Annotated in this window: 21 protein-coding genes; 10 read left to right on the forward strand and 11 right to left on the reverse strand. The window is 71.2% G+C overall.

Features of this window, described 5'->3' with window-relative positions:
* The 5 genes from DEU37_RS01950 to DEU37_RS01970 form a co-directional block, all read right to left on the reverse strand.
* Entirely contained in the window at positions 1-1,119 is a 1,119-nt protein-coding gene (locus DEU37_RS01950) for a M20/M25/M40 family metallo-hydrolase (protein ID WP_121189009.1), read from the reverse strand.
* 1 nt (position 1,120) lies between these two features.
* Positions 1,121-2,683, reverse strand: coding sequence for a GMC family oxidoreductase (locus DEU37_RS01955; RefSeq protein ID WP_121189010.1), 1,563 nt, complete (start codon positions 2,681-2,683; stop codon positions 1,121-1,123).
* Between the two features lie 10 nt (positions 2,684-2,693).
* On the reverse strand, positions 2,694-3,419 hold the full coding sequence (locus DEU37_RS01960) for an SDR family NAD(P)-dependent oxidoreductase (protein WP_121189011.1): 726 nt from the start codon (positions 3,417-3,419) through the stop codon (positions 2,694-2,696).
* Between the two features lie 43 nt (positions 3,420-3,462).
* Complete coding sequence (locus tag DEU37_RS01965) at positions 3,463-4,221, reverse strand: N-acyl homoserine lactonase family protein (RefSeq protein ID WP_121189012.1); 759 nt, start codon at positions 4,219-4,221, stop codon at positions 3,463-3,465.
* Between the two features lie 150 nt (positions 4,222-4,371).
* On the reverse strand, positions 4,372-4,860 hold the full coding sequence (locus DEU37_RS01970) for a hypothetical protein (RefSeq protein WP_147424839.1): 489 nt from the start codon (positions 4,858-4,860) through the stop codon (positions 4,372-4,374).
* Between the two features lie 177 nt (positions 4,861-5,037).
* On the opposite strand from DEU37_RS01970, the gene DEU37_RS01975 reads away from it, so the two are divergent.
* The 6 genes from DEU37_RS01975 to DEU37_RS02000 all read left to right on the forward strand — a co-directional run bounded on the left by DEU37_RS01975 (position 5,038) and on the right by DEU37_RS02000 (position 11,931).
* On the forward strand, positions 5,038-6,135 hold the full coding sequence (locus tag DEU37_RS01975; RefSeq protein WP_183043556.1) for a BMP family protein: 1,098 nt from the start codon (positions 5,038-5,040) through the stop codon (positions 6,133-6,135).
* A gap of 123 nt (positions 6,136-6,258) precedes the next feature.
* Positions 6,259-7,854 carry an ABC transporter ATP-binding protein gene (locus DEU37_RS01980; protein ID WP_121189015.1) on the forward strand — a complete coding sequence of 532 codons (1,596 nt, stop codon included), beginning with the start codon at positions 6,259-6,261 and terminating at the stop codon, positions 7,852-7,854.
* Positions 7,854-8,972 (forward strand): ABC transporter permease, encoded by a 1,119-nt coding sequence (locus DEU37_RS01985; protein WP_121189016.1) that lies wholly within the window; start codon positions 7,854-7,856, stop codon positions 8,970-8,972. Before DEU37_RS01980 ends, DEU37_RS01985 begins: the two co-directional genes overlap by 1 nt.
* Positions 8,972-9,904, forward strand: coding sequence for an ABC transporter permease (locus DEU37_RS01990; protein WP_121189017.1), 933 nt, complete (start codon positions 8,972-8,974; stop codon positions 9,902-9,904). Before DEU37_RS01985 ends, DEU37_RS01990 begins: the two co-directional genes overlap by 1 nt.
* A gap of 28 nt (positions 9,905-9,932) precedes the next feature.
* The gene (locus DEU37_RS01995) at positions 9,933-11,090 is read left to right on the forward strand and encodes an alanine--glyoxylate aminotransferase family protein (protein WP_121189018.1); all 1,158 of its coding nucleotides are present in this window, start codon (positions 9,933-9,935) and stop codon (positions 11,088-11,090) included.
* 58 nt (positions 11,091-11,148) lie between these two features.
* Entirely contained in the window at positions 11,149-11,931 is a 783-nt protein-coding gene (locus tag DEU37_RS02000; RefSeq protein WP_183043557.1) for an IclR family transcriptional regulator, read from the forward strand.
* A 108-nt stretch (positions 11,932-12,039) separates the two neighbouring features.
* On the opposite strand, the gene DEU37_RS02005 is transcribed toward DEU37_RS02000, so the two are convergent.
* The 3 genes from DEU37_RS02005 to DEU37_RS02015 all read right to left on the reverse strand — a co-directional run bounded on the left by DEU37_RS02005 (position 12,040) and on the right by DEU37_RS02015 (position 14,469).
* The gene (locus DEU37_RS02005) at positions 12,040-12,546 is read right to left on the reverse strand and encodes a DUF2076 family protein (RefSeq protein WP_121189020.1); all 507 of its coding nucleotides are present in this window, start codon (positions 12,544-12,546) and stop codon (positions 12,040-12,042) included.
* Between the two features lie 148 nt (positions 12,547-12,694).
* A complete protein-coding gene (locus tag DEU37_RS02010) occupies positions 12,695-13,810 on the reverse strand; it encodes a sensor histidine kinase (protein ID WP_121189021.1) in 1,116 nt (371 codons plus the stop codon).
* Complete coding sequence (locus DEU37_RS02015; RefSeq protein ID WP_121189022.1) at positions 13,807-14,469, reverse strand: response regulator transcription factor; 663 nt, start codon at positions 14,467-14,469, stop codon at positions 13,807-13,809. Before DEU37_RS02015 ends, DEU37_RS02010 begins: the two co-directional genes overlap by 4 nt.
* Before the next feature lie 152 nt (positions 14,470-14,621).
* Here DEU37_RS02015 and DEU37_RS02020 point away from each other — a divergent pair, with 152 nt between their 5' ends.
* From DEU37_RS02020 to DEU37_RS02030, 3 genes are read left to right on the forward strand one after another with little or no spacing between them, the layout of a single operon-like run.
* Positions 14,622-16,604 (forward strand): bifunctional lysylphosphatidylglycerol flippase/synthetase MprF, encoded by a 1,983-nt coding sequence (locus DEU37_RS02020; protein WP_259457102.1) that lies wholly within the window; start codon positions 14,622-14,624, stop codon positions 16,602-16,604.
* The gene (locus DEU37_RS02025; RefSeq protein WP_121189024.1) at positions 16,601-17,881 is read left to right on the forward strand and encodes a heparan-alpha-glucosaminide N-acetyltransferase domain-containing protein; all 1,281 of its coding nucleotides are present in this window, start codon (positions 16,601-16,603) and stop codon (positions 17,879-17,881) included. Before DEU37_RS02020 ends, DEU37_RS02025 begins: the two co-directional genes overlap by 4 nt.
* Positions 17,875-19,089, forward strand: a complete 1,215-nt coding sequence (locus tag DEU37_RS02030; protein WP_121189025.1) for a cation:proton antiporter — start codon at positions 17,875-17,877, stop codon at positions 19,087-19,089. The genes DEU37_RS02025 and DEU37_RS02030 overlap by 7 nt, the downstream gene beginning before the upstream one ends.
* A gap of 32 nt (positions 19,090-19,121) precedes the next feature.
* Here the strand turns inward: DEU37_RS02030 and DEU37_RS02035 are convergent, their stop codons facing one another.
* Positions 19,122-19,973, reverse strand: coding sequence for a PhzF family phenazine biosynthesis protein (locus DEU37_RS02035; protein WP_121189026.1), 852 nt, complete (start codon positions 19,971-19,973; stop codon positions 19,122-19,124).
* 9 nt (positions 19,974-19,982) lie between these two features.
* Positions 19,983-21,116, reverse strand: a complete 1,134-nt coding sequence (locus DEU37_RS02040) for a TDT family transporter (RefSeq protein WP_121189027.1) — start codon at positions 21,114-21,116, stop codon at positions 19,983-19,985.
* 91 nt (positions 21,117-21,207) lie between these two features.
* Between DEU37_RS02040 and DEU37_RS02045 the strand changes: the two genes are divergently transcribed.
* The gene (locus DEU37_RS02045; RefSeq protein WP_121189028.1) at positions 21,208-22,110 is read left to right on the forward strand and encodes a LysR family transcriptional regulator; all 903 of its coding nucleotides are present in this window, start codon (positions 21,208-21,210) and stop codon (positions 22,108-22,110) included.
* Positions 22,111-22,119: 9 nt separating this feature from the next.
* Here the strand turns inward: DEU37_RS02045 and DEU37_RS02050 are convergent, their stop codons facing one another.
* Positions 22,120-22,737 carry a TetR/AcrR family transcriptional regulator gene (locus DEU37_RS02050; protein WP_121189613.1) on the reverse strand — a complete coding sequence of 206 codons (618 nt, stop codon included), beginning with the start codon at positions 22,735-22,737 and terminating at the stop codon, positions 22,120-22,122.
* Between the last annotated feature and the right edge of the window lie 95 nt (positions 22,738-22,832).

Raw genomic sequence — 22,832 nt, forward strand, 5'->3', positions numbered from 1 at the left:
TCAGGCGGTCAGGCGCGCTCCCGCCAGCGCCAGGACGCGCGCGATGTCGCGCGCGATCTGGACGCCTTCCGGGCCGGCGAACTGCTCCTGACCGCCCTCGCGGTGAAAGGCCCAGCCTTCGGGACGTCCGACGCCGACGAGCGCCGCGGGAACCACGCGGGTCACGGCCCCGAAGTCGGTGGCGAACGGCAGGGGAGGGGTGTCGTCCAGGATCGGCCTGCCCGCCGCGGCGAAGGCGTCGCGAACGACGTCGGACACGTGCGGGTCCGGCACGATCGCATCGATCTCGTTCCCTCGCTCCCAGCGGGCCTCCGGGAGGGCGGCGCGCAGGGGGGAGTGCAGGTCATCGAGCCCGTCCCGCGTCGACGAGAACAAGAGCACCTGTGCCCGCAGAGACAGCCCCGAGCCCTCCTCGACATCGCCGTCGATCACCAGGGTCTCCAGCATCACGTTCGCCCGCGGGAGGGCGTCGAGGGCCTGGAGCAGCCGCCTCGCGGCCGACAGCGGCGCGCAGTCCGCATCGTCGAGCAGCGTTCGCGTTCCCTCGACGATCGCGGTTTCGCGCCGCATCCACAGCGTGCGGGTCCACACCGCGTCGAGGAACTCCGGGTGCGCGTAGAGCGCGGCGTCCACACCCGTCCACACACCGCCAGCCGCGGTCAGTGCCTTGCCGCTGCCGAGGAGCTGCGTGCGTGGCGCGTGGATCTCATCCGCCGGGCAGCCCACCACCACGACCGTGCCCGTCAGCTGCTCGCGGACGTCGGCCAGTGCGAGCGCCGCCCCGACGACTCCCGCCGCCTGCGCGGAGTGTCCGCAGGAGTGGGTGGCGACGGTGCTCCCGTCGTCCGTGCGGTGAGCGGGAGCAGCGTCGTAGACCGCGGCGAACCCGACGGTGCCTCCCGGCCGCCCCGTCGCGAGCTCGGCGCGGAAGGCCGTGGAAAGTCCCGCGACGCCGGTGTCGACACGGAAGCCCGCGTCCTCCAGGACGCCGACGAGGAAGCGCGAGGTCTCGGTCTCCTCGTGAGAGAGCTCGGGATGGGCCAGAAGGAAGTCCGAGATCCTCCGGATGTCGTCCTCGCGCGCGCGAAGCGCGGCGAGGACGGGGGTGTCGAGCGTCATCTCAGTTTCCCTTCGCCAGGAAGTGTGCACAGAACGACTCCGCGATCGCCAGCACCGCGGCGTGCACCGGTCCGGCCGTGATGGAGGGAATGACGGAGGCGTCGACGACGTAGAGACCGTCGATGCCGCGGAAGCCCAGATCTGGTGTCACCGGGGCGTCGTCCGAGGCGCCCATCTGGAGCGTTCCGACCGGGTGATGGTGCGTGATCGCCGCCGCCGCGATGAACTCGTCGATCTCGGCGTCGGTGGACACGCCGGGAGCGGGGAGCACCTCCTCCCCGCGCCACGGGGTCAGTGCGTCGCTCTGCCCGATCATCCGCGCCCGCTCGAGCGCGACCCGGAACATCTCACGATCGTGCTGCGTGTCGAGGTAGTTCGGATCGATGAGCGGGTCGTCGTCCAGGGCGGGGCCGGTGATTCTCAGCTCGCCGCGGCTCGTCGGGTTCGTGACGCCGAACAGGAAGCTGTAGGCGGCACCGGGCTCGACATCGACGCAGAAGGACTCCGAATGGCTCGGCGCCACAACGCAGCCGACGACGACGTCGGCGCCGCCGCCGGTCGCGGTCAGATCGGCGGCGGATTGGTAGGACATCGATTCCGACAGGTTCAGGCGGGTCGGCGGGACCGGCTGCGCGGCGCGGTAGAGGTTGCCCGCGCCCAGCAGGTGGTCGTGCAGGTTCTTGCCGACACCCGGCGACTCCCGCACGGTCTGAACGCCCGCTGCGCTCAGCACGTCCGGGTCGCCGACCCCCGACCGCATCAGCAGCAGTGGATCGGCGATCGAGCCTGCCGCGAGGATCACGGTGTCGGCCGCGATCGTGAGCGTCTGTCCGTCCACGGTGACCACCGCGCCGCCCACACGGCCGTCGCGGTGGAGGATGCGGTGCACGAGAACGCTCGTCAGCACGGAGAGGTTGGGGCGGTCCATGACCGGGTCGAGATACGCATCCGCGACCGTCACGCGCTCGCCGCCGCGGATCGTCAGCGAGTTGGGGGTGGTTCCGAGCATCTCGCCACCGTTGTGGTCACGCAGTCGGGCCACGCCCAGTGAGGCCCAGCCGGCGATGAAATCCTGCGTGAGCGGGCTCACGAGCTCCGGTCCGGGGAGCAGCACCGGCAGCGGGCCGTCGGCCCCGTGGACGGCGTCGGCACCGTCGGAGAACGACTCCATCCCGATGAAGAAGGGAAGCAGCGCATCCCATCCCCACCGGTCGTCGCCGGTGGCCTGAACCCATCGGTCGAAGTCGGCCCGGCATCCGCGCATGTGGGCATTCGCGTGCAGCAGGCTCGAACCGCCCAGCCCCCGCCCGCGCGCCCAGCTGAGGCTGCGCCCCCCGAGCCCGCGCTGGGGTGCGGTCCGGTAGTCCCAGTCGTAGCTGCGATGCTGGATGAAGGGCCAGAGCTCGGGGCGGCGCATCTCGGGGTCGCTCACCCGCGTGCCCGCCTCGAGGACGAGGACTCTCCGCGACGGGTCCGCACTCAGGCGGTTCGCCAGGACGCACCCGGCGGATCCGGCTCCGATGATGAGAACGTCGACTCCCGTCGTGCCGCCTGTCGTCGCCACGGCGCGGAGCTCAGTTCCGCGTGTGGCCGCCGTCGACCACCAGCAGCTGGCCGGTGACCCACGCGGCCTTCTCCGAGGCGAGGAACGCGACGGCCGGCGCGACGTCCGCGGGCACGCCGCGGCGACCGAACGCCTGCATCGGAACGACATAGTCGAACCCGTCGCCGTGCCCGGTGGTGAACACGCCCTCGCTCGCGATGATGCCCGGAGCCACCGCGTTGATGGTGATGCCGTGCGCCCCGATCTCGCCGGCGACGGCCCGGGTGAAGCCGACGACGGCGCCCTTGGTGGCGACGTAGTCCGCGCAGTTGGGCGTGCCGGCGACGAACGTGTTCGACGCGATGTTGACGATACGGCCGTATCCGTGGGGCTTCATCGCCTCGACGGCCGCCTTCGTCATGTTGAACAGACCCTCTCCGTTGACGGCGAACGTCCGCCGCCACTTCTCGATCGTCAGCTCGTCGAACGGCGTGAACGGCACGAGGCCGGCGTTGTTGACGAGGATGTCCAGTCGCCCGTAGGCGGAGACGACCTCGCCGACCACCGCCTCGGCCTGGGCGGGATCGGAGACGTCGAGCAGCTTGGCGACGCCGCCGATCTGCTCCGCGACGGCCGTCGCCCCCTCCAGGTTGATGTCGGTGACGACGACGGTGGCGCCCTCCGAGGCGAGTTCCTTGGCGATGGCGGCGCCGATGCCCTGTGCGGCACCGGTCACGATTGCGACGCGTTCCTTCATGACGTGTTCTCTCCGTTCGGTTCTGTGATGTCGTGCGGGACGGTCAGCGTCCGCCGTAGTAGCCGGGTGCGAGTGTCCACGAGAGGAAGGGTTCGAGCTCGTGGGAGGGATAGAGATCGGCGTCCTTGACGCGACTCAGGTAGTTGAGACGCCGGATCGCCTCGACGGACTTGACGGGATCGAGGTGGAAGCCCGCGATCCACTCCTTCTCCAAGGTGGTGTGGGTGTATGCGGCATCCCCGCAGAAGAGCATGTTCCGTTCGTTCTCGAACTCGACGAGCAGTGAGTAATGCCCCGCGGTGTGCCCGGGCGTCTCGATGAGGGTCACGCCCGGGACGATCTCGTAGTCGCCGGAGATCGGCTGATACCGCGCGCCGGGGAAGTCGAACGACAGGTCGGAGTATCCGAGGCGTTCGAACGGCTCGGGGTAGCGCACCTGACGGAGCTCCATCTTGTGCACGAGGTGGGTGGCGTTGGTGAGGTACTTGTTGCCGCCGACGTGGTCGAAGTGGAAGTGCGAGTTCACGACGATGTCGATGTCCTCCGGCTTGTAGCCGATCTTCGCGAGCTGTCCGGGGATCGTCTGCTCCGGCGTCTGCTCCGGCAGCTCGAAGGGGAGCACCGCCTTGACGTGCTCGAGGTCGAAGCCGGTGTCGTAGAGGATGAGTCCGTCGGCGTGTTCGACGAGCACGGAGTAGACGGGAAACCGCACGGGGTTGCCGAGATTGATGTGCCAATGCACGTCGGACTCGTCGATGACCAACGTGCCGCCGTCGAGCAGATAGACCTTCGGGTCGGTCATTCTGAGCCTCCAAGTTCTCACATTGTCGGTAGTGGCACTCAGAGTATGAGAATTTTCACGGCCAGGGCAATCCCCTCCCGCAAGATTTACAGAGCCGAAACACGCTGCCGCGGTACCCGGTGTCGGGCCGGTGGGCGCGGTCGGCGTCCGTCACGCGTCCGGTGGCCCCGCGTGGACGCCCGGGTGGTCCTCGTAGGTGGGCTCGAGGTCGTAGTGCACCCATCGGTAGCAGTGGTCGAGCATCGGGGAGGCGGCGAAGTCCCCGATGCAGTTCGTGTCCTGATAGCGCTGCGTGCCGTCGGCTTGATGCCAGAAGATGCGGCAGATGACCTTCCAGGTGGTGGCGTCGGCGACCTCGGCGGCGGGGATGAGGTGCGCGCTCGGCAGCCAGCACTCCGTCCAGTCCGCCGATGCGACGTCGATCGTCGAGGTGCGCGGTGCGACGCGGGCGAGGGTGCGCAGCGCGGCGGCATCCTCCGCCGACAGGCCGCTGGGCGGTGTGGGGGGTGCGCTGGTCGCCGGAGTGGTCGCGGGGCTCGCGGCGCAGCCGCCGAGCGTGAGGGCGATGAGAAGTGCGCCCGGGGCGCACAGGTGTCGTATCGATCGCACGGCGGTCCTCCATCTGTCGGGTTCGATCATGCTGGGTGCTTCTTGTTGCGAGCGTGTAACGCCTGTTTCAGGTTCGTAAACGCTTCCGTCAAGCGTTGACGGCCGTGAAAAATTCTCATATGGTCACCTCACCGTTGCACATTATGAGAGCAGACGCAGGCTCGCTCGACGTACGAACGGTCATCGATGCCAGGAAGAGGAATCCAGATGAACCACTCACATCACAGCAGCCAGCTCCGCCGCCTCGTGCGCGTCGGCACGGCGCTGGCCGCTGTCTCCGCCCTTGCGCTCGCCGTCACGGCGTGCTCGTCACGCGGTGAGTCCCCCGGGGGAGCGACGTCGTCGTCCGCCGCGGGCCGCTCCGTGACCACGCTCGCCTGGGTCGGGCCCGAGAACGAGACCGATCTCGGATGGAACCAGATCGGGCTCGCGAACTCGAAAGCGGCCGCGGACCAGCTCGGTCTGAAGTACGTGTCGATCGCCGACGCCGGATGGGACAACACGGAGACCGTGCTGAACCAGGTGATCAAAGACGACGGCGCCGACTTCGTCATCGCGCACGCCTCCGGCTACGGCGTCGCCGCCAAGACGGTCGCCGCGCAGACGAACGTGCCGATCCTGATCCAGGACTCCGGCATCGATCCGGTTCCCGGACAGATCGCCGAGGCGCTCGTCAAAGCCGAGCAGGGCGGCTACCTCGCCGGCATCGCCGCGGCGAAGGCCACGACGAGCAAGAAGGTCGCCGTCGTCATCTCCGCCGACGACGTGAACTGGCTCAACATGGCCGCCGGCTTCGCGCAGGGCGTGTACTCGGTCGATCCCGCGATCACGGTGCTCTTCGGACAGATCAGCGCGGACGGGTACGCGGACTCCGCGGGTGGCAAGGCCGCGGTGGACACCGTCATCGCCGGCGGCGCAGACGTCGTCTTCGGCATGGGCGACGGCGCCACGCTCGGCTACATCCAGTCGATCAACGAGCACGCCGGCGTGAAGTACATCGCCGACCTCGGTGATGTGAGCTCTGCCCTCAAGGACAAGAACTCCCTGCTGACGACGGTCGTCTGGGACTACACGCCCACCTACCTCCAGGCGGTCAAGGACGTCGAGGCGGGCACCTTCGGTTCGAAGAACTACGAGCTCACCGTCGGCAACAAGGGGCTCTACCTGCAGGACACCGCCAACATGACCGATGCCATCAAGGCGGCCGTCAAGACGGCGACCGACGCCATCGACGGCGGATCGATCACCCCGAAGGGCGCGGCCAACGCGGAGGACGTCAAGGCCGTCATCGCAGCGAAGAGCTAGCACCGTCCTGTCGACAGCCCTGTCCGTGTCGGATCGGCACTCGCCCACGAGAGCCGGTCCGACACGGACCCGGTCCGCCTCGCGCCGCGGCGCGATCGGTGAACGCATGAGGAGAAACGAAGCGTGAGTCCCGTCAGTGAGCCCGGAGTGATCTCGCTCAAGCACATCACCAAGGCATTCCCCGGGGTGGTGGCCAACGACCGCGTCAGCCTCGACATCGTCGGCGGCCAGGTGCACTGCCTGCTCGGCGAGAACGGCGCCGGGAAGTCGACACTGATCAGCATCTTGGCAGGAATGCAGCAGCCGGATGCCGGTCGCATCGAGGTCGACGGCGTGCCGACGTCCATCAACTCCCCGAAGACCTCGGTCGGGCTGGGGATCGGCGTGGTGCACCAGCACTCGACCCTGGTCCCCTCCTTCACCGTGCTGGAGAACCTGATGCTGGGGGAGAGCGGATTCCTCCTCGGCAAGAAGCGGGCCCTCCAGCGGCTCGAGACGCTCGCCGATGTGCTCGGTGCGGACATCGACCCGGACGCCCTCGCGGGGGACCTCGGTCTCGGCCAGCAGCAGCAGGTCGAGATCGCCAAGGCGATGTGGAAGGGAAGTCGACTTCTCGTGCTCGACGAGCCGACGTCGATGCTGACCCCGCAGGCGATCGACCATCTGGCCGCCTCGGTCGCCCAGATCAAGGCGCGCGGACTCGCCGTCGTGTTCGTCACCCACAAGCTCCGCGAGGCCTACACGATGGGCGACTGCGTCACCGTGCTGCGCGGCGGCCGCAACGCGGCGTTCATCAGCGTGGAGGAGCTCGCCTCCTACGACGAGCGCGCGGCGCAGAACGCCATCCTGTCCGCCATGTTCGGCGAGGACCTCGGTGCCGCCGGTGCGGATGCCGCGGAGCTCGCCGGAGCGACCGAAGCCCGGCGCGACGTGCCCGAGATCGACCTCGCGACGCGAAAGCCGCGACTCGAGCTGTCCGGCGTCTCGACGAAGGGGCGCGGGAACGACATCGACGTGCAGAACGTCAACCTCACGGTGCACGAGGGTGAGATCCTCGGCGTCGCGGGAATCGACGGCCACGGTCAGGGAGCGCTCGCCGAAGTGGTCGCCGGTCAGCGAGCGGCCGCGGACGGCGTCGTCCGCTTCGACGGCAGCGCGATCACCGCGCTGGGAGTTCGTCGCCGGCAACGTCTGGGCGTGCGCTACATCACGGACGACCGGCTCCACGAGGGCACGGTCGGAAGCATGTCGGTCGCGCTGAACCTCATCCTCAAGCGCATCGGCGAAGCGCCCTTCTGGCGTCTCGGCCAACTCGACACCCGTGCCGTCAACGCGGAGGCAGAGAAGCTGATCCGCGAGTATGCGATCAAGACGCCGTCGGCGTCGACGCGGGTGGGAACGCTCTCGGGCGGCAACATCCAGAAGGTCCTGCTGGCAAGAGAGCTCGGCCACGGCGCGAAGCTCGTGGTGGTCAACAAGCCGACCTACGGTCTGGACCTGAAGACCGTCGCCCTCGTCCGAGACATCCTCCGCGACTTCGCCGCCGCCGGCGGCAGCGTCTTGCTCCTCTCGACCGATCTGGACGAGCTCGTCGAGCTCTCCCATCGGATCGCGGTCATCTCCGGCGGCGAGATCGTCGGGGTCGTCCCCAACGAGAGCCATGGCACGGCGGAACGGGTGGGGCAGTACATGACGGGCGCGATCGAGGGAGTTCACTGATGGCCACGACGACATCGCGCGCGAGGCGCTCGATCGATGCGGTGGTCCGGGCCGTGCTCCCGGTCGTCCTCGCGTTGATCACGGCGGGGCTGATCATCGCCGCCATGGGGAAGGACCCGCTCGACTTCTTCGGCGGAGTCTGGAAGTACGGAGTCACGGGAACCAACTGGCAGGACAGCCTGGTGTTGATGGCGCCACTGCTGATCATCGCCGTCGGGCTCATCTTCGCCTTCCGGGGGCAGCTGTGGAACCTGGGTTACGCCGGGCAGTACCTGCTCGGCTCCGTCGTCGCGTCGGGGGTCGCCCCGATGCTCTCGCCCGTGCTGCCCGGCTGGGCCGTGATCCTGGTCGTCCTCGTCGGCTCCGTCGCGGTCGGCGCGGCTTGGTCGCTTCTGCCCGCGATCCTCAAGGCGCGGTTCGGCACGAACGAGATCATCACCTCTCTCGTGATGTCCTTCATCGCGGTCGGGGTGGTCAACCTGCTCATCAAGGGGCCGTTCCGGGACCCGAAGGTCCCCGCACCGCAGACACCCGTCATCGACGGTGATGCTCTCCTGTCGTTCATCGGGGACACGAAGGTGCACATCGGGTTCGTGATCGCGATCGTGCTCGCTCTCGCCGCGCAGTTCCTGTTCAGCCGCACCGCGTTCGGCGTCCGGCTCGACGTGTTCGGGTTCAGCCCGAAGGCGGCCCAGCATGTCGGGATCAACAGCACCGGGATGATCGTGCTGCTGTTCGCCGTGTCCGGGGCCCTGATCGCACTGGCCGGCTCCGTCGACGTGCTGGGGCACTACACGTATCAGCGCGCGAACTGGAGTCCCGCCTACGGAGATGCCGTCATGCCCTTCGTCTTCCTCGCCCGCCTGAGCCCCCTGGCGGCGATCCCCCTCATCGCCTTCTACGCCGTCTTCGCCACCGGCGGCATCCTGGCAGCCCAGCACACCGGGCTCAACTCCGACTTCCTGCTGGTGGTCGTGGGGCTGATCCTCGTGTTCATGACCATCACGGAGTACGTCGGGGAGAAGCGGCGTACCGGCCAGAGCTACCTGCCTGCGGGACTGAAAGCAACCGCCCTCCAACCGTTCCGACGTCTCGGACTCGCAAAGGGAGACAACTGATGGGTGATCTGCTCTCGGCCAGCGTCATCACGGTGTTCATCGCCTCGATCATCCTGCAGACCATGCCTCTGATCCTCGCGAGCGTCGGTGAGACGATCGGCGAGCAGTCCGGCGTGCTCAACCTCGGCATCGAGGGCGTGATGCTGGTGGGTGCGCTCGCCGGCTATGCGGCCGCTGTCGCGACGGGGAGCGTATGGCTGGGAATGCTCGGCGGGATCGCGGGCGGCGTGGTGGCGAACCTGCTCCTGCTCGTGCTGAACACCTGGCTCGGGCTGAACCAGATCGTGGTCGGCCTCGCTGTGACCCTCATCGGAGAAGGCATCACGAGCGTGCTCTACCTCCAAGCCTTCGCGAAGAGCCCGCAGAGCATCCCGCCGAACTCGTGGTCCATCCCCGGGCTGTCCGACATCCCGGTGATCGGGCCCGCTGTCTTCCGGCAGTCCGGCGTCTTCTGGGTCTGCATCGCGGTGCTCGTCGTCGTGGCCTTCCTGCTCTCGCGGACCAACTGGGGGCTGGCCGTGCGCTCGGCCGGACAGAAGCCGGCATCGCTGGATGCCGCGGGCGGCAGCGTCATGCGCGTCCGGGCGCAGGCGGTGCTGCTCAACGGGGCCTTCGTCGGACTGGGCGGCGCCTACCTCTCGGTGCTCGCGACGGGAACCTTCACCCCGTTCATGACGAACGGCCTCGGCTTCCTCGCCATCGTCATCACGATGCTCTCGCGCGGGAAGGTCGCATGGATCGTGCTGACGTCCCTGCTCTACGGCATCGCGGTCGCCGTCAAGAACCCGCTCCAGCTCATCGGGGTGTCGATTCCGGCCGACGTCTTCCAGATGCTGCCCTTCGTCGTGGTGATGATCACCCTCGTGCTCTTCGCGCGCAGCTCCGTCGTCCCTCCCGCCCTGGGCAACCCGTACACGCGCGGCGCTCGCTGAGCTCCGTCCCAAGAAAGGCACGTGCCAGATGCAGAAACTCGAGTTCACCCTCTCCGCGGGTCCGGTCGATGTCAGCGCGCAGACGCTTGCCGGCCTGGCGCGTCCGATCCAGTACCACTACGACGACGACTTCAAAGCCACGTTCCGACGCTGCGAGGCGAAGGTCGCCGACGTGCTGCGCACCACCAACGACGTGATCATCATGCAGGGTGAGGCGATCCTGGCTCTCGAAGCGGGTCTGCGGGCGCTGATCACCCCGGGGATGCACGTGCTCAACCTCGTCCAGGGCGTCTTCGGCAAGGGGACCGGGTACTGGGTCTCCGCCTTCGGGGCGAACCTCCACGAGATCGAGGTCGGTTACGACGACGCCGTCGGTGCCGACCGGGTGGAGGAGTACCTCGATGCCCACCCCGAGATCGAGATGCTGTGTCTGGTCGCGTCCGAGACGCCCTCCGGAACCGTGAGCGACGTCGCCGCCATCGGATCGATGTGCCGTGACCGCGGCATCCTCACCTTCATCGACACCGTCTCCGGCGTGCTGGGGATGGAGACGCTCGTCGACCGGTGGGGGCTGGACTATGTGGTCACCGGGCCCCAGAAGTGCCTCGGCGGCGCTCCCGGGCTCGCTCTCGTGTCGGTCAGCCCGCGCGCCTGGGAGAAGATCTACGCCAACCCCGCCGCCCCGCGCGATTCGTATCTGTCGCTGCTGGACTTCAAGGAGAAGTGGCTGGGGGAGGGGCGCTTCCCCTACACGCCGTCGGTCGCGGATGTGAACGGGCTCGAGGCCGCTCTCGATCAGGCGCTGGCGGAAGGCGTCGACGAGGTCATCGCGCGCCACGCCGCCGCCCAGCGGTTGACGATGGCCGGCGCGGAGGCGATGGGGCTGACGTTCTGGGCGCGACGCCGCGAGATCATGTCCGCGTGCGTAACCTCCATCCGGCTGCCCGAGGAACTCGACAACGCCACGGTACGTGATCATGCGCGGCACAAGTACGGGGTGATGCTCTCTCACGGCCAGGGTGCGGGAAACCTCATCAGGCTCTCCCACATGGGTTCCACCGCCGGCGGATTCCACTCCGTCGTGGGGCTCGCCGCCCTCGGTCGCACGCTCCGTGACCTCGGTATGCCTCTGGACATCGGCGCCGGTGTCGAGGCCGCCCTTGACATTCTCAGCGCCGAGCGATGACCGGCGACACGCGCGAGCGCCCTGGGACTCCGTGCGGGAGGGCGGCAAGATGGTGCGTATGAAGTCGCCCGAGGTTCCTGAGTCGTCGCCGGCGCTGGTCCAGCGGACGAAGGGCGTCGACAGTGCGCGGCGTGTCCTGCAGATCCTCCTGCAGTTCTCGGACGGCCGTCCCGAGCTGACCATCGATGACATGCTCGAGACCCACGAGATTTCGGTGCCGAGCGCCTACCGATACCTCGCGCTGCTGCGAGAGATGAACCTGATCGAGGAGCGCGGGAAGGGCGTCTTCGTGCTCACGCCTCAGATCCTGAGGTTGGCGCGGGCCGCCGAGATCTCACTCGATCACCGCACCGAGGTGCAGCCCATCCTCGACCGCCTGAGCGCGGAGACCGGGGAGACCGCCCTGTATCTGCGCCAGGTGAACGACGCGGCCGTGTGTCTGGCGATCGCCGAGAGCGACCACCCGATCTCCATCTCGTTCCAACCGGGCCACCTCATGCCGCTGCATGGCGGCGCCGCGGCCAAGATCCTCTTCGCGGAGTTCTCCGACGCGAAGCGCAATCAGTATTTCGAGCGGCTCACGCCGCCGCTCGGGCGGGCGCAGCGCGCCGCCCTCGTCGAGAGCCTCGAGGAGATCAAGCGCACGGGCTACGCCGAATCCGTGGCCGAGGTGGATGCCGGGGTCTGGGCGGTCGCCGCCGCGGTGCGCCTGCACGGCGCGCTGATCGGCGCCATCACCGTGGTGGCGCCGGAGTATCGGCTGGACGACGAGCAGAAGGAGCGCATCCGCACCGCCGTGGGCGTCGCGGCGGATGGCTTCGTCACCCTCCTCCGCCGCTGAGCGTGCTCCCCGCGCCACCCGTCGTCGGCCCCCCGGGAGAGAGCGACGACTGACGGGTGCGCGGTCGCGACGGCGACACCGCCGTTCACGCGGCGTACAGTGCCGGCGTCAGAACACGTCGCCCAGGTCCCAGCCCCCGTCGTCGCCCGCGTCGAGGCCGCCGTCCGCGCTGTCGACGGGCGGCGCCGGCGGGGGCGTGAACAGTCCCGAGATCCCCTGAGCCAGCAGCACGCCGCCCGCGACACCGGCGGCTCCCGCGGCCGCAGTGCGCAGGAAGCTGCCGCCCCCTCCGGCGGCGGCCGGCTGCGGTTCGCCGCTCTCCCGGCGGGAGCCGAAGAGGCCTCCCCAGCGGCCGCGCCCGGCGTCGGCGGGCGCCGGGCCGGCCGCCGCGGGCGGCGCGTCGGGGACGGGCCCGCCGCTCGCGGGCGCCGCACCGGATGCCGCGAGGGCCTCCTTCTGCAGCAGAACCGTCTGGACGAGGAAGTAGAGCGCGTCCGCCTGCGAGCCGATGAGCTGGTCGATGAGGCGCGCGGCCTCCTCGTCCTTCTGGAGGGGAGCTGCGCCCCGCACGGCGTCGGCGAGGTCGACGATCAGTCGCACATCGGAGGTCTGCATGGGGTGTCCTTTCGTCGCGCGGGCGCCGTGGGTGTGCCCGCTCCTCCATGCTCAGCGGACGCGGACGACGCAACCATCCGCCGAACGGCCGAAGCCCCGCGCCGACCGGCGGGCACCGTCCGTCCGGCCGGGGTCCGTGTCCGCGGGCTCAGCCGGCGTGACGCGGCAGGGAGAGCCGCACGAGGAAGCCGTCGTCCTTCGGGTGCGCATCCAGGGTCCCCTCGAGGATCTCCGCGCGCTCGCGCAGTCCGCGCAGGCCGAGACCGGCGCCGGGCAGCTGGAGGGGGCTCTCCGTCATCGCCCCGTTGGTCACCGTCACACCGCACCAGCGATCGTCCTGCCAGAAGGAGACCGTGACGGGCGAGCCCGGGGCATGTTTGCGCACGTTGGTCAGTGCTTCCTGCACCGTGCGGTAGACGGCGCGCTGCGCGGCCGGACCGAGTCCCTCCGGAGGTGTGCCGGTGACGGTGAGAGGCATCCCGCTCGTCGCGAGCAGACCCGACAGCTCCGCGAGGGTGGGCTGCGGGGCCAGACCGGGACTCTGGGTGCCGGCCGCGCGCAGCAGCATCACCATCGACCTCAGCTCCTCCAGGGTGGTCGAGCTGAGGGCGCGGATGGATGCCGCGGCCTCACGGGCGGCGGGATCGGTCACCGTCACCTGGAGCGCGGCGGCCTGGACCGCGATCAGGCTCACCTGGTGCGAGACGACGTCGTGCATCTCGCGGGCGAGCTGGTTGCGCTCGCGAGCGAGGAGCGTCTGGGCGTAGAGCTCGCGCTCGTGCCGCTTGGTGGTCTGGATCTCGGCGATCCGGGCCTGCAGGTCGCCGGCGGTCTGCACGAGCTGACCGAGCAGGATGGGCGCGGCGGCCGTGGCGAGCTGGTACACGAAGGTGACCACGGTCCAGCTCTGGTCGGCGATGAGCTGATCGGTGAGGGGCCACCCGATCGCCTCCGCGGCGGCGAACACCGCGCCGCACGCGAACAGCAGCCCGCGTCGTCGCGACCGGGTCGACAGGGTGAACAAGGCGATGACGGGGGCCGCCAGGATGTTGGCCACGAGCGCACCCGGGAGCGTCAGCACGACGGCGAGCAGCGGCCATCGCCGTCGCAGCAGCAGCGCGGCGCACCCGATGATGCAGACCACGAGGGTCAGCGGGTCGTCGGTGTCGGCGGTGAGATACACGTCGGCCGCGGCGACGGCGACGGCGAACAGGTCGACGATGACCGGCGGGATGCGCCGCCACCCGGCGACGAACCCGTTCACGAGGCGGCGTCCCGATCGGGCAGCAGCCCCGCGCGCTGCGCGGCCAGCGCGGCCTGCACCCGGCCGGCCACCCCCAGCTTCGCCAGGATGGCGCTGACGTGGTCCTTCACGGTCCCCGCCCCGAGGTAGAGGCGGCCGCCGATCTCCGCGTTGGACAGGCCCTCCGCGACGAGCGTGAGCACCTGCTGCTCGCGGTCGCTGAGAGTGCCGACCCGCTCCGCCTCGGCATCCATGACGGACGCCGTCGGCGGATGGGACGCGAGCAGACGCTGCGAGGCCCGCGGGGCGAGCACGACGCCGCCCGCGGCGAGCGCACGCACGTACTGGGCCAGTTGCTCGGGTTCGGTGTCCTTCAGGAGGAACCCCGAGGCGCCGGCGTTGAGGGCGGCCAGCACGTACTCGTCCGCGTCGAAGGTCGTGAGCATCGCGATCGCCGGACGGTCGGGCCGCCCGTTGAGGACGTTCAGCAGGGTCAGGCCGTCCACCTGCGGCATCCGGACGTCGAGCAGCAGCACGTCCGGCTTCTCGGCCTCGATGACCTCGAGCGCGTCGACGCCGGTGGCGCTGGCGACGACCCGGATGTCGGGGGTCGCGTTCAGGATCATGGTGAAGCCGCTGCGCACCAGCGCCTCGTCGTCCACGATGATGACACGGATCATCCGCTCCACCTCCCTGTCTCAGAACGCTAGATCATCCCGGCCTCGTCGGGGCGCGGTGGAGCCGGCGTCCCCCCACCCGTCGGGGGCTGCTCCCGCCGATCGGGTGGCGGGGTGACACCTCTCGGGCGATGTGTGCGGATGCCGATGCTGGTGTGCTCGATGACGTGAAACCCGCGTCCGCCGCCGTCCTGCGCACCGCTGTGCGCTCCCCGCTGTCCCTGGCCGTCGCCGCCGGCGCCATCGGCATGGGCATCGCGCACGTCTCCGCCGCCGGCGAGGTGGCGTTCGAGGGTGCCGTCTTCAGCGTGCTCTCATGGGTGGGGCTCGTCGCGATGCTCGCCGTCGTCGAGCGTCAGAGGGGGAGCGTGCGCGCGGCCCTGGTCGCCGCGGTCGGGACGGCGGTCGCCGTCGTGCTGGGTGGGCTGAGCGTGCTCGCGGGGCTGGGTGAGTCGCTGTCCCAAGCGGCGCTGCAGCACCAGCCGTGGACGCCGTCGGTCACCACGGTCGTGCTGGCGCTCGCGGCCTCGGGGTCACTGCGTGAGCCGACGCGCCGCAGCGTGCGGTGGGCCGTGCTCACCGTCGTGGTCGCGATGCTGCTGGTCAACGGACACGCGTCGGACGTCGCGCGCGCCGTCGCCGTGCTCCCCGGTCTCGCCGTCGCGGCGTGGTGGGCTCGACCGGCGGCATCCGGGGCGTGGACGAGGGGGGCGCGCAGCACGTGGCGCCGGACGGTCTCGTCCGCCCTCCTCGTGATGGCCAGCGCGCTCGCGCTCGCCGCGGTCACCCCCGATGCCAACGGCGTGCTCGCGTGGACCGGGGCCGCCGTCGACCCCGCCGTCGCACCGCTGGCCGCCGCCCTCCTCGTCGTCAGCGCACTGCTCATCGACCTCGGTCGTGTCGTCGGCGTCGTCCTGGCCGGCACGATCCTGCTCTTCGTCGCCGGGGTGGTGTTCACGGAGGTGCTGCTGCCGGCCGCCCTCGACGGCGACCTCTTCTGGTCCGGCATCAGCGGCGCGGACGCGGAGTGGCAGATCGTGATCCTCCTCGCGGGGCTCCTGCCCGCGCTCGCCGCCCTGCTCGTCGTCGCCGGCGCACGCGCCGTGGTGCGCCGCGCCGCCCCGGTCGCGACCGCGGCCGATCGCGCCGCGGCCCGCGCGGCCGTCCGCCGCCGCGGGACGGGCACGTTCGCCCACATGGCCACCTGGGCGGGCAACTCGATCTGGACGGGCCCCGACGGTGCGCTCGTCGCCTACCGCGTTCGTTCCGGTGTCGCGTTCACCGTCGGCGACCCGATCGGCGACGACCGCGTCGCCACGATCCGCGCGTTCGCGGCCTTCTGCGAGGAGCGGGGGTGGATGCCGGTGTTCTACAGCGTCCACGACGAGACGGCGGACGCGCTCGCCGTCGCCGGATGGTCGCGCACGCCGGTCGGCACGGAGGCCGTGCTGTCGACGGCGGGCTTCAGCCTGTCGGGCAAGCGCCGCCAGGATCTGCGCACGGCCGTCAACCGCGCGGCGCGCGAGTCGGTCACCGCCTCCTGGACCCGCTACGTCGACCTCGACGCGAGCACCCGGGCCCAGGTCGACGGCATCTGCGCCGCGTGGGCATCCGACAAGAGCCTTCCGGAGATGGGCTTCACCCTCGGCGGGCTCGCCGAGCTCGTCGACGAGGACGTGCGCCTCATGCTCGTCGTCGGCGCCGACGGACGCGTGCACGCGGTGACGAGCTGGCTGCCGCGCCAGCGGGACGGCGTCGTGGTCGGCTGGACGCTGGACGTCATGCGCCGCGCGGAGCAGGCGATGCCGGGTGCGATGGAGTTCGCCATCGTCTCCACGATCCGGCGGGCCGAAGAGGACGGCGTTCCGACGGTGAGCCTGTCCGGCACGCCGCTGGCACCGCACGCCGGCACGGTGCCGGGCCGGCTGTCGCGCCGCGTCGTGCGCGCGCTCGAACCCGCCTACGGCTTCTCCTCGCTGGAGCGGTTCAAGGGCAAGTTCGGTGCCGAGCACGATGCGCTCTGGATGTGCTTCCCGGAGGCCCTCCAGCTCGGCCGCATCGCTCCCGCACTCGTGAGGACGTACGTGCCGCAGCTGCGTCTGCGCGGCGTGATCGCGGCGCTGAAGGCGATGGCATGAGCGCGGCGGTGGGGCAGGAGGCGCCGCGGACGCGGCCCGCCGGGCTGCGCGCGCGGTGGGCGGCGTTCGGCCGCGCTCCGCGCATCGTCGGGGTCGATGTGGCGCGAGCGCTCGCCGTCTTCGGGATGATCGGCGTGCACGTCGGTCTCGCCGGCGCCGTCGATCCGGACGGCTCCCTCGGCTGGCCGGCTCTGCTGGAGGGGCGGTCCTCGATCCTCTTCGCCGTGGTCGCCGGGATCTCCGTGGCGTTGGCGACGGGCGGCGCCGCCCGGCCCGAGGGCGACGCGGTGCGCTCGGCGCGGCTGCGCCTGGCGGGGCGGGCGATCGCGGTCCTCGCGATCGGGCTCGTGCTCGAGCTGCTGGGCACGCAGATCGCGGTGATCCTCCCGGTCTACGGTGTGCTGTTCCTGCTCGTGATCCCCTTCGTGGGGATGACCACCCGCACGCTCGTGACGGTGGCGGCGGCGCTCGCCGTCGTCGGCCCGACGTCCGTGGCGTTCGTGACCGCGGTGACGGGTGCGACCGGGGCGTCGGCCGGCGCCGGCGTGCAGTTCCTGCTCACCGGCGCGTATCCGCTCACGGTGTGGATGCCGCTCATCCTCGCCGGCCTCGCGGTCGGCCGGAGCGACCTGCGTCGTACCCGGACGGCCGTGGTCGCCCTCGTCTCGGGCGCCGCGCTCAGCGTCGTCGGGTACGGGCTCGGGGCGCTCGTCGCGGCCGACCCCACGGCGTGGCTCACGCCGTTCCTGCCCGGCGGGTCTTTCTCGTCGTCGGCGTCGCTGCCGGGCGGATCGTCCGCGGTGATGTCGTCGATGTCGGGGCTCTCAGGAGGGCCCGGGATGCCGGGGCTGCGGGGCGCGCTCGACGTGCCCACCGCGCTCGCGCAGGCGTGGGCCGTCTCGCCGCACTCCGGGGGCACGCTCGAGATCGTCGGGTCGGGCGGCGTCGCGCTGCTCGTCGTCGGCGCCTGCGTCCTCGCCGGACGCCGGTTCCGTGCGGTGCTCGTGCCCCTTGCGGCGGTCGGATCGATGCCGCTGACGGCCTATGCCGCCCACGTCCTCTCGTTCGCCGTGCTCGTCTCGCCCCTCGCGGTGGCGCCGACGGTGATGGGCGTCGACGGGGGCGGGTCGCTGTGGTTCTGGCTCGCCTTCGTCGCGGCGCTGCTCGTCGGCTGCACGCTCTGGGCCCTGCGGGCCGGGCGGGGGCCGCTCGAGCGCCTCACCGCCTGGGCGGCGGCGGCCGCCGACCGGCCGAGCCGGACGTCGACGACGTGGTGACGACCATCCTCCTCGTCGCCGGGGTGGGGCTGTTGATCTGGTCGCTGTGGAGTCGGACCTTCCGCCGCGTCACCGTGAACGGCCCGATCGTGATGACGGGGCTCGGGCTGATCGCCGGTGCGCTCCTTCCCACGCAGGGCGTGCTGTTCATGGAGTCCCCGGCGACGCTGCTGCTCGCCGAGATGGTGCTCGCCTTCCTGCTGTTCGTCGACGCGCTCGACGTCCGCGGCAGCGTGCGCTCGCAGTTCACGGGGGTGCCGGCGCGCCTGCTCGGCATCGGGCTGCCGCTGTCGCTGGTGCTCGTCCTCGCCGTCGGGCTGATCCTGCCGCTCGGGCTCTCGATCGCCGTCGTCCTGGCGATCGCGTGCATCTCGGTTCCCGCGGACTTCGCCCCGGAGACGTCGCTGGTGCGCGATGAGCGCATCCCCGCCCGCGTGCGCCGCTGGCTGAGTGTCGAAAGCGGCTACAACGACGGACTCGTCTCGCCGCTGCTGCTGGGAGCGCTCGCCTTCGCCTCGGCGGGCACCAGCGGCGACGCCGGCCGGGCGTTCGCCGTGGCCGCGCCGGCCGGGCTCATCGCCATCGTCGTGGGCGGGGCGCTCGGGGCGGCGATCGGCGCCGCGACGGGGTTCGCCGACCGCCGCGGGTGGACCGAGCCGCAGAGCATGCGCATCGCGTTCATCGCCGCGCCGCTGGTGGTGTTCGCGGCGGCGGTGCTGCTGCACGGCAACGGCTTCGTCGCCGTGTTCGTCGCCGGTATCGCCATCCGCCTGACGCGCGGGGAGAAGGGGCTCGACCGTGCCGAGCTCACCCTGCTCGAGGACGTGTCCTGGCTCACGAACCTCCTGCTGTGGCTCGCCTTCGGCTTCGCGGCGGTCGTCCTGCTCAGCGAGACCTACGACTGGTGGCCGGCCATCGTCCTCGCTCTCGTCGCACTCACAATCGGACGCATCGTCCCCGTCGGCATCGCGCTGCTGGGCAGCGAGGCCACCCGTTCGGAACGGATCTTCGTCGCCATCATGGGGCCGCGCGGAGCGGCATCCATCGTGTTCGGGCTCATCGCCGCGAACGCGCTGCCGGGCGAGGAGGGCTTCCTCGTGCTGGCGGCGACCTGCATGGTGGTCCTCGGCAGCGTCGCGATCCACGGCATCGGCGGCCCGCTCCTGATCCGTCGGCTCTGGGGCCGCGCGGTTCCGGCGCGCGTGTAGCGCAGTCTCCTCGCCGCCGGGGCGGCCGTCGGCTACGTCATCGCCACCGCGGCACCCGACACCCGGATGCCGCCGCGCGCGGGGATGTCCACGCGCAGCCGGCTGGGCCGTCCCACGTGCGCGCCCTGCGCGATCGTGATCCGTCCGGGGACCGCGACCGCGTCGAGGCTTCGCAGATACGCGCCGAGGGAGGCGGCGGCCGAGCCGGTCGCGGGGTCTTCGGTGATGCGGCCGACGGGGAAGAGGTTCCGTGCCGCGAAGCGGTCGGGCCCGAGCCGCCGCGCGACCGTGATCGTCGCCGGCCAGCCGCGATCGTCCATCAGGGTGCGCACCCGGTCGGGGTCGAACGCGAACGTGTCGAACGGGCGGGCGTCGGCGAGGACGAGGATCGGATGGGGGTTTCCCGCATCGGACAGCCGCGGAGGCAGCGCCGGGTCGAGATCCGCCGTCGTCAGCGACAGCAGCCCGAGGATGGCGTCGCGATCGCCGTCGGGCAGCTCGCGCACCGCCGGCTCCACGCTCGTGAACGCCGCCCGGACGCCGTCCGCGCTCCGCTCCACCTCGATGCGGATGTCGCCGACCGCGGTCGCGAACACGATCGTGTCGCCGTCGGCATGCCCGCGTTCGGCCAGGGCGACGGCGGTCGCGACGGTCGCATGCCCGCAGAAGGGCACCTCTGCGACGGGGGAGAAGTAGCGGATGCCGAGGGCCCCGTCCGCGCGCTGCGCGATCACGAAGGCGGTCTCGGCGAAGTCGACGTCCGCGGCGATGCGCTGCATGTCGGCCGCGTCGAGCCGGCCGGCGTCGAGCACGACACCGGCCGGGTTGCCGCCGGCGGGATCGGAGCTGAACGCGCTGTAGCGGAGGATCTCGGGGTCGCTCATCGTCTCAGGCTAGGCCGCCGGGGACGGCACCAGGAGCCGTCCGGTGATGACGGCGCCGTGGAAGGTGCGGATGGCGACCGTCGCCCATGCCGTCAGCAGCAGCGCGAACAGGGCGTAGGCGATCACCGCGAGCAGCGTCGACCCGGTGTGCAGTGCGAGGCCGCTGGCCGCGGTGACGCACGTGCCGACGGGGAAGGTGAACGACCACCACGTGAGCGCGAAGGGCAGCCCGGCCCGCGCCGTGCGCACGGTCAGCGCGATCGCGATCGTCAGCCACAGCAGTGCGAAGCCGAACACGGGCAGCCCCAGCAGCACGGCGGCGATCGTGATCGCACCGGCCCAGGCCCCGTCGACGGCGGCCGGTGCGTGGGTGGCGAGCTGGTTCGCCGCGGTCACCGACTGGCCGAGGGGGCCGAGCACGATCCAGAGGGTGGGCACCATCGCCGCCGGGCCGACCTTGTGGCGGGCGAGCCGTCCCCAGATCTGCGGAAGGATCGCGAGCGTCGACAGGAACGCGACGCCGATCATCAGGCCGCAGACGACGAGCAGGGTCAGGCGCGCCTCGCCGACGGGGAGGTGATCGATCAGCAGTGCTCCGGTGGCCGCCGACACCATCGGGGGGACCACGGGCATGAGCCACCCGCCGAAGGCGGCATCCGGCGTCGCCTCGTGCCGGGTGAACTGCAGATACGGGATCGCGGCCGCCGTGGCCAGTCCGAGCGCGGTGCCGGCGGTCCACAGCACGGCGTCGACGGCGATCGCGACGGGTTCGGTGAGTAGGGGGATGCCGACGAGCAGGGCGCCCGCGCCGACGGTGAGCATGGCCATCGCGGGCGCGCCGTAGAAGTGCGCGACGACCGGGTGCAGGTGATGGCCGCGCGCCGCCTGCGGGTGCCACAGCCAGTGCAGCGCGGTCGCGACGAGCAGGACGAGCAGCAGCACCGCGGCGAGCAGCCAGGCCACGAGTCCCAGCGCCCGCAGGGGCGCGGGCGACCCGGGCAGGGTGACGGCGGCGGTGGCGACGATGCCCGTGCCCATCACCGACGCGAACCAGTTCGGCGTCACCGCCGACACCAGGGCCCTGCCGGTCGGGACGTCGCGGAAGAGGCGGCGGGCGCGAGGGACGGGCGCGGTGGCGGTCATGGCTCCAGCCTGGTGCACCACCGCTCGGCGCGGAAGCGCCGTATCGTTGTCGGGGCACAACGTCCGCTTGTGACCGGAGGGGAGGGGGCGCATGGCCGACCTCGACGCGCTACGCCTTCTCGCCGCCGTCGGCGAGACGGGCAGTCTCACCGCTGCGGGGCGACGACTCGGGGTGACGCAGCAGGCCGCCTCGGCGAGGCTGCGCGCGCTCGAAACGGAGATCGGCGCCGTGCTCGTCGCGCGGGGAGCACGAGGATCCGTGCTGACCGCGGTCGGCGAGCTCGTCGCCGGCTGGGGAGGCGATGTCGTCGCGGCCGCGGCCCGGTTCGACGAGTCGGTCGCGGCATTGCAGGAACGTCGCCGCGGCACGCTCCGCATCGCCGCGAGTCTGACGATCGCCGAGTACCTGCTGCCCGACTGGCTGTCGCAGTGGCGGCGGCGGGACCCGGCCGCCGCCGGTGTGCGGCTGGATGCCGAGAACAGCACGGCCGTCATCGCTCGGGTCCGCCGCGGCGGAGCCGAGCTCGGTTTCATCGAGACCCCCGACCTGCCCGACGACCTCGATCGCGTCGTCATCGCGCGCGACGAGCTCGTCGTGGTGGCGGCGCCCTCCCACCCGTGGGCGTCGGCGGCACGGATCACGCGGGCCGAGCTCGCGGCCACGCCGCTCGTGCTCCGCGAACGGGGCAGCGGCACCCGGCGTGCGCTCGACGCCGCGCTGGAGGAGGGGGGCACCCCGCTGGTCGCCGCGCCGGCCGCCGAACTGCCCTCCTCGCTGGCGGTGCGCACGACTGCCGCGACCGGTTTCGCCCCCGCCGTCGTCAGCGCTCTGGTGGTGCGCGACGACCTCGCGGCGGGGCGGGTGGTGCGCGTCGCACTCGAAGGGCCGCCTCTCACGCGACCGCTGTCGGCGGTCTGGGCGCGCGGCCGAGCGGTGCCCGCGGCATCCCGTCTGCTCGAGGCGATCGCCGAGCTCGTCGGCGCCGACGTGTGAGCGCTGCGCTCAGCGCGGGGGCTGGAGCAGCCGCGCGAACGTGCGGAGGGTCTCGCTGAGCCCGATCGACGGCTCGAGCAGCCACTGGATCTGCAGGCCGTCGGATGCCGCGATCAGCAGGGCCGCGAGGTCTTCGGCGGGGACGTCCTCGCGGATCTCGCCGTCGGCCTGCTGCCGGCGAAACGATCGGGTGAGCTCGCCGCGCACGCGCTCGAAGCGGGCGGAGAAGAACTCGCGGCCGACGTCGTTGCCCGCCTCCAGAGAGGCCGCCAGCAGCGTCGTGTACAGCTGGACCAGTCCCGGCACGTCGACGTTCGCGATCGCGGCGTCGATCATCGTGTCGACGCCGGGCGTCACGGCCGTGTCCGCGGAGGCGTTGCGCTGGATCTCGGCGTGCGCGTAGACGGCGACCAGCAGCTGCTCGCGGGAGTCGAAATAGTGCAGCAGGGCGGCATGCGAGACGCCGATCGCCTCCGCGATGCGACGCAGCGACGTGCCGTCGGCCCCGCGCTCGCGGAACACCTCGATGGCGCGGTCGAGGATCTCCTGACGGCGGGCGACCCCCTTCGGCTGCAGGCCGCGCCGGCCGATCACCGTCTCGTCGCCCGTGCCGTCCGTCGTGCTCACGGCATCCAACCTAGTCGATGTTCGAGAAAAAACCTCCACATGGAGGTTTTGTGGTACCGTCGCCTCAGCGCCACGCGGACGATGCGCCGCGAGCG

The organism is Microbacterium sp. AG790 (assembly GCF_003634765.1).
GTDB lineage: Bacteria > Actinomycetota > Actinomycetes > Actinomycetales > Microbacteriaceae > Microbacterium.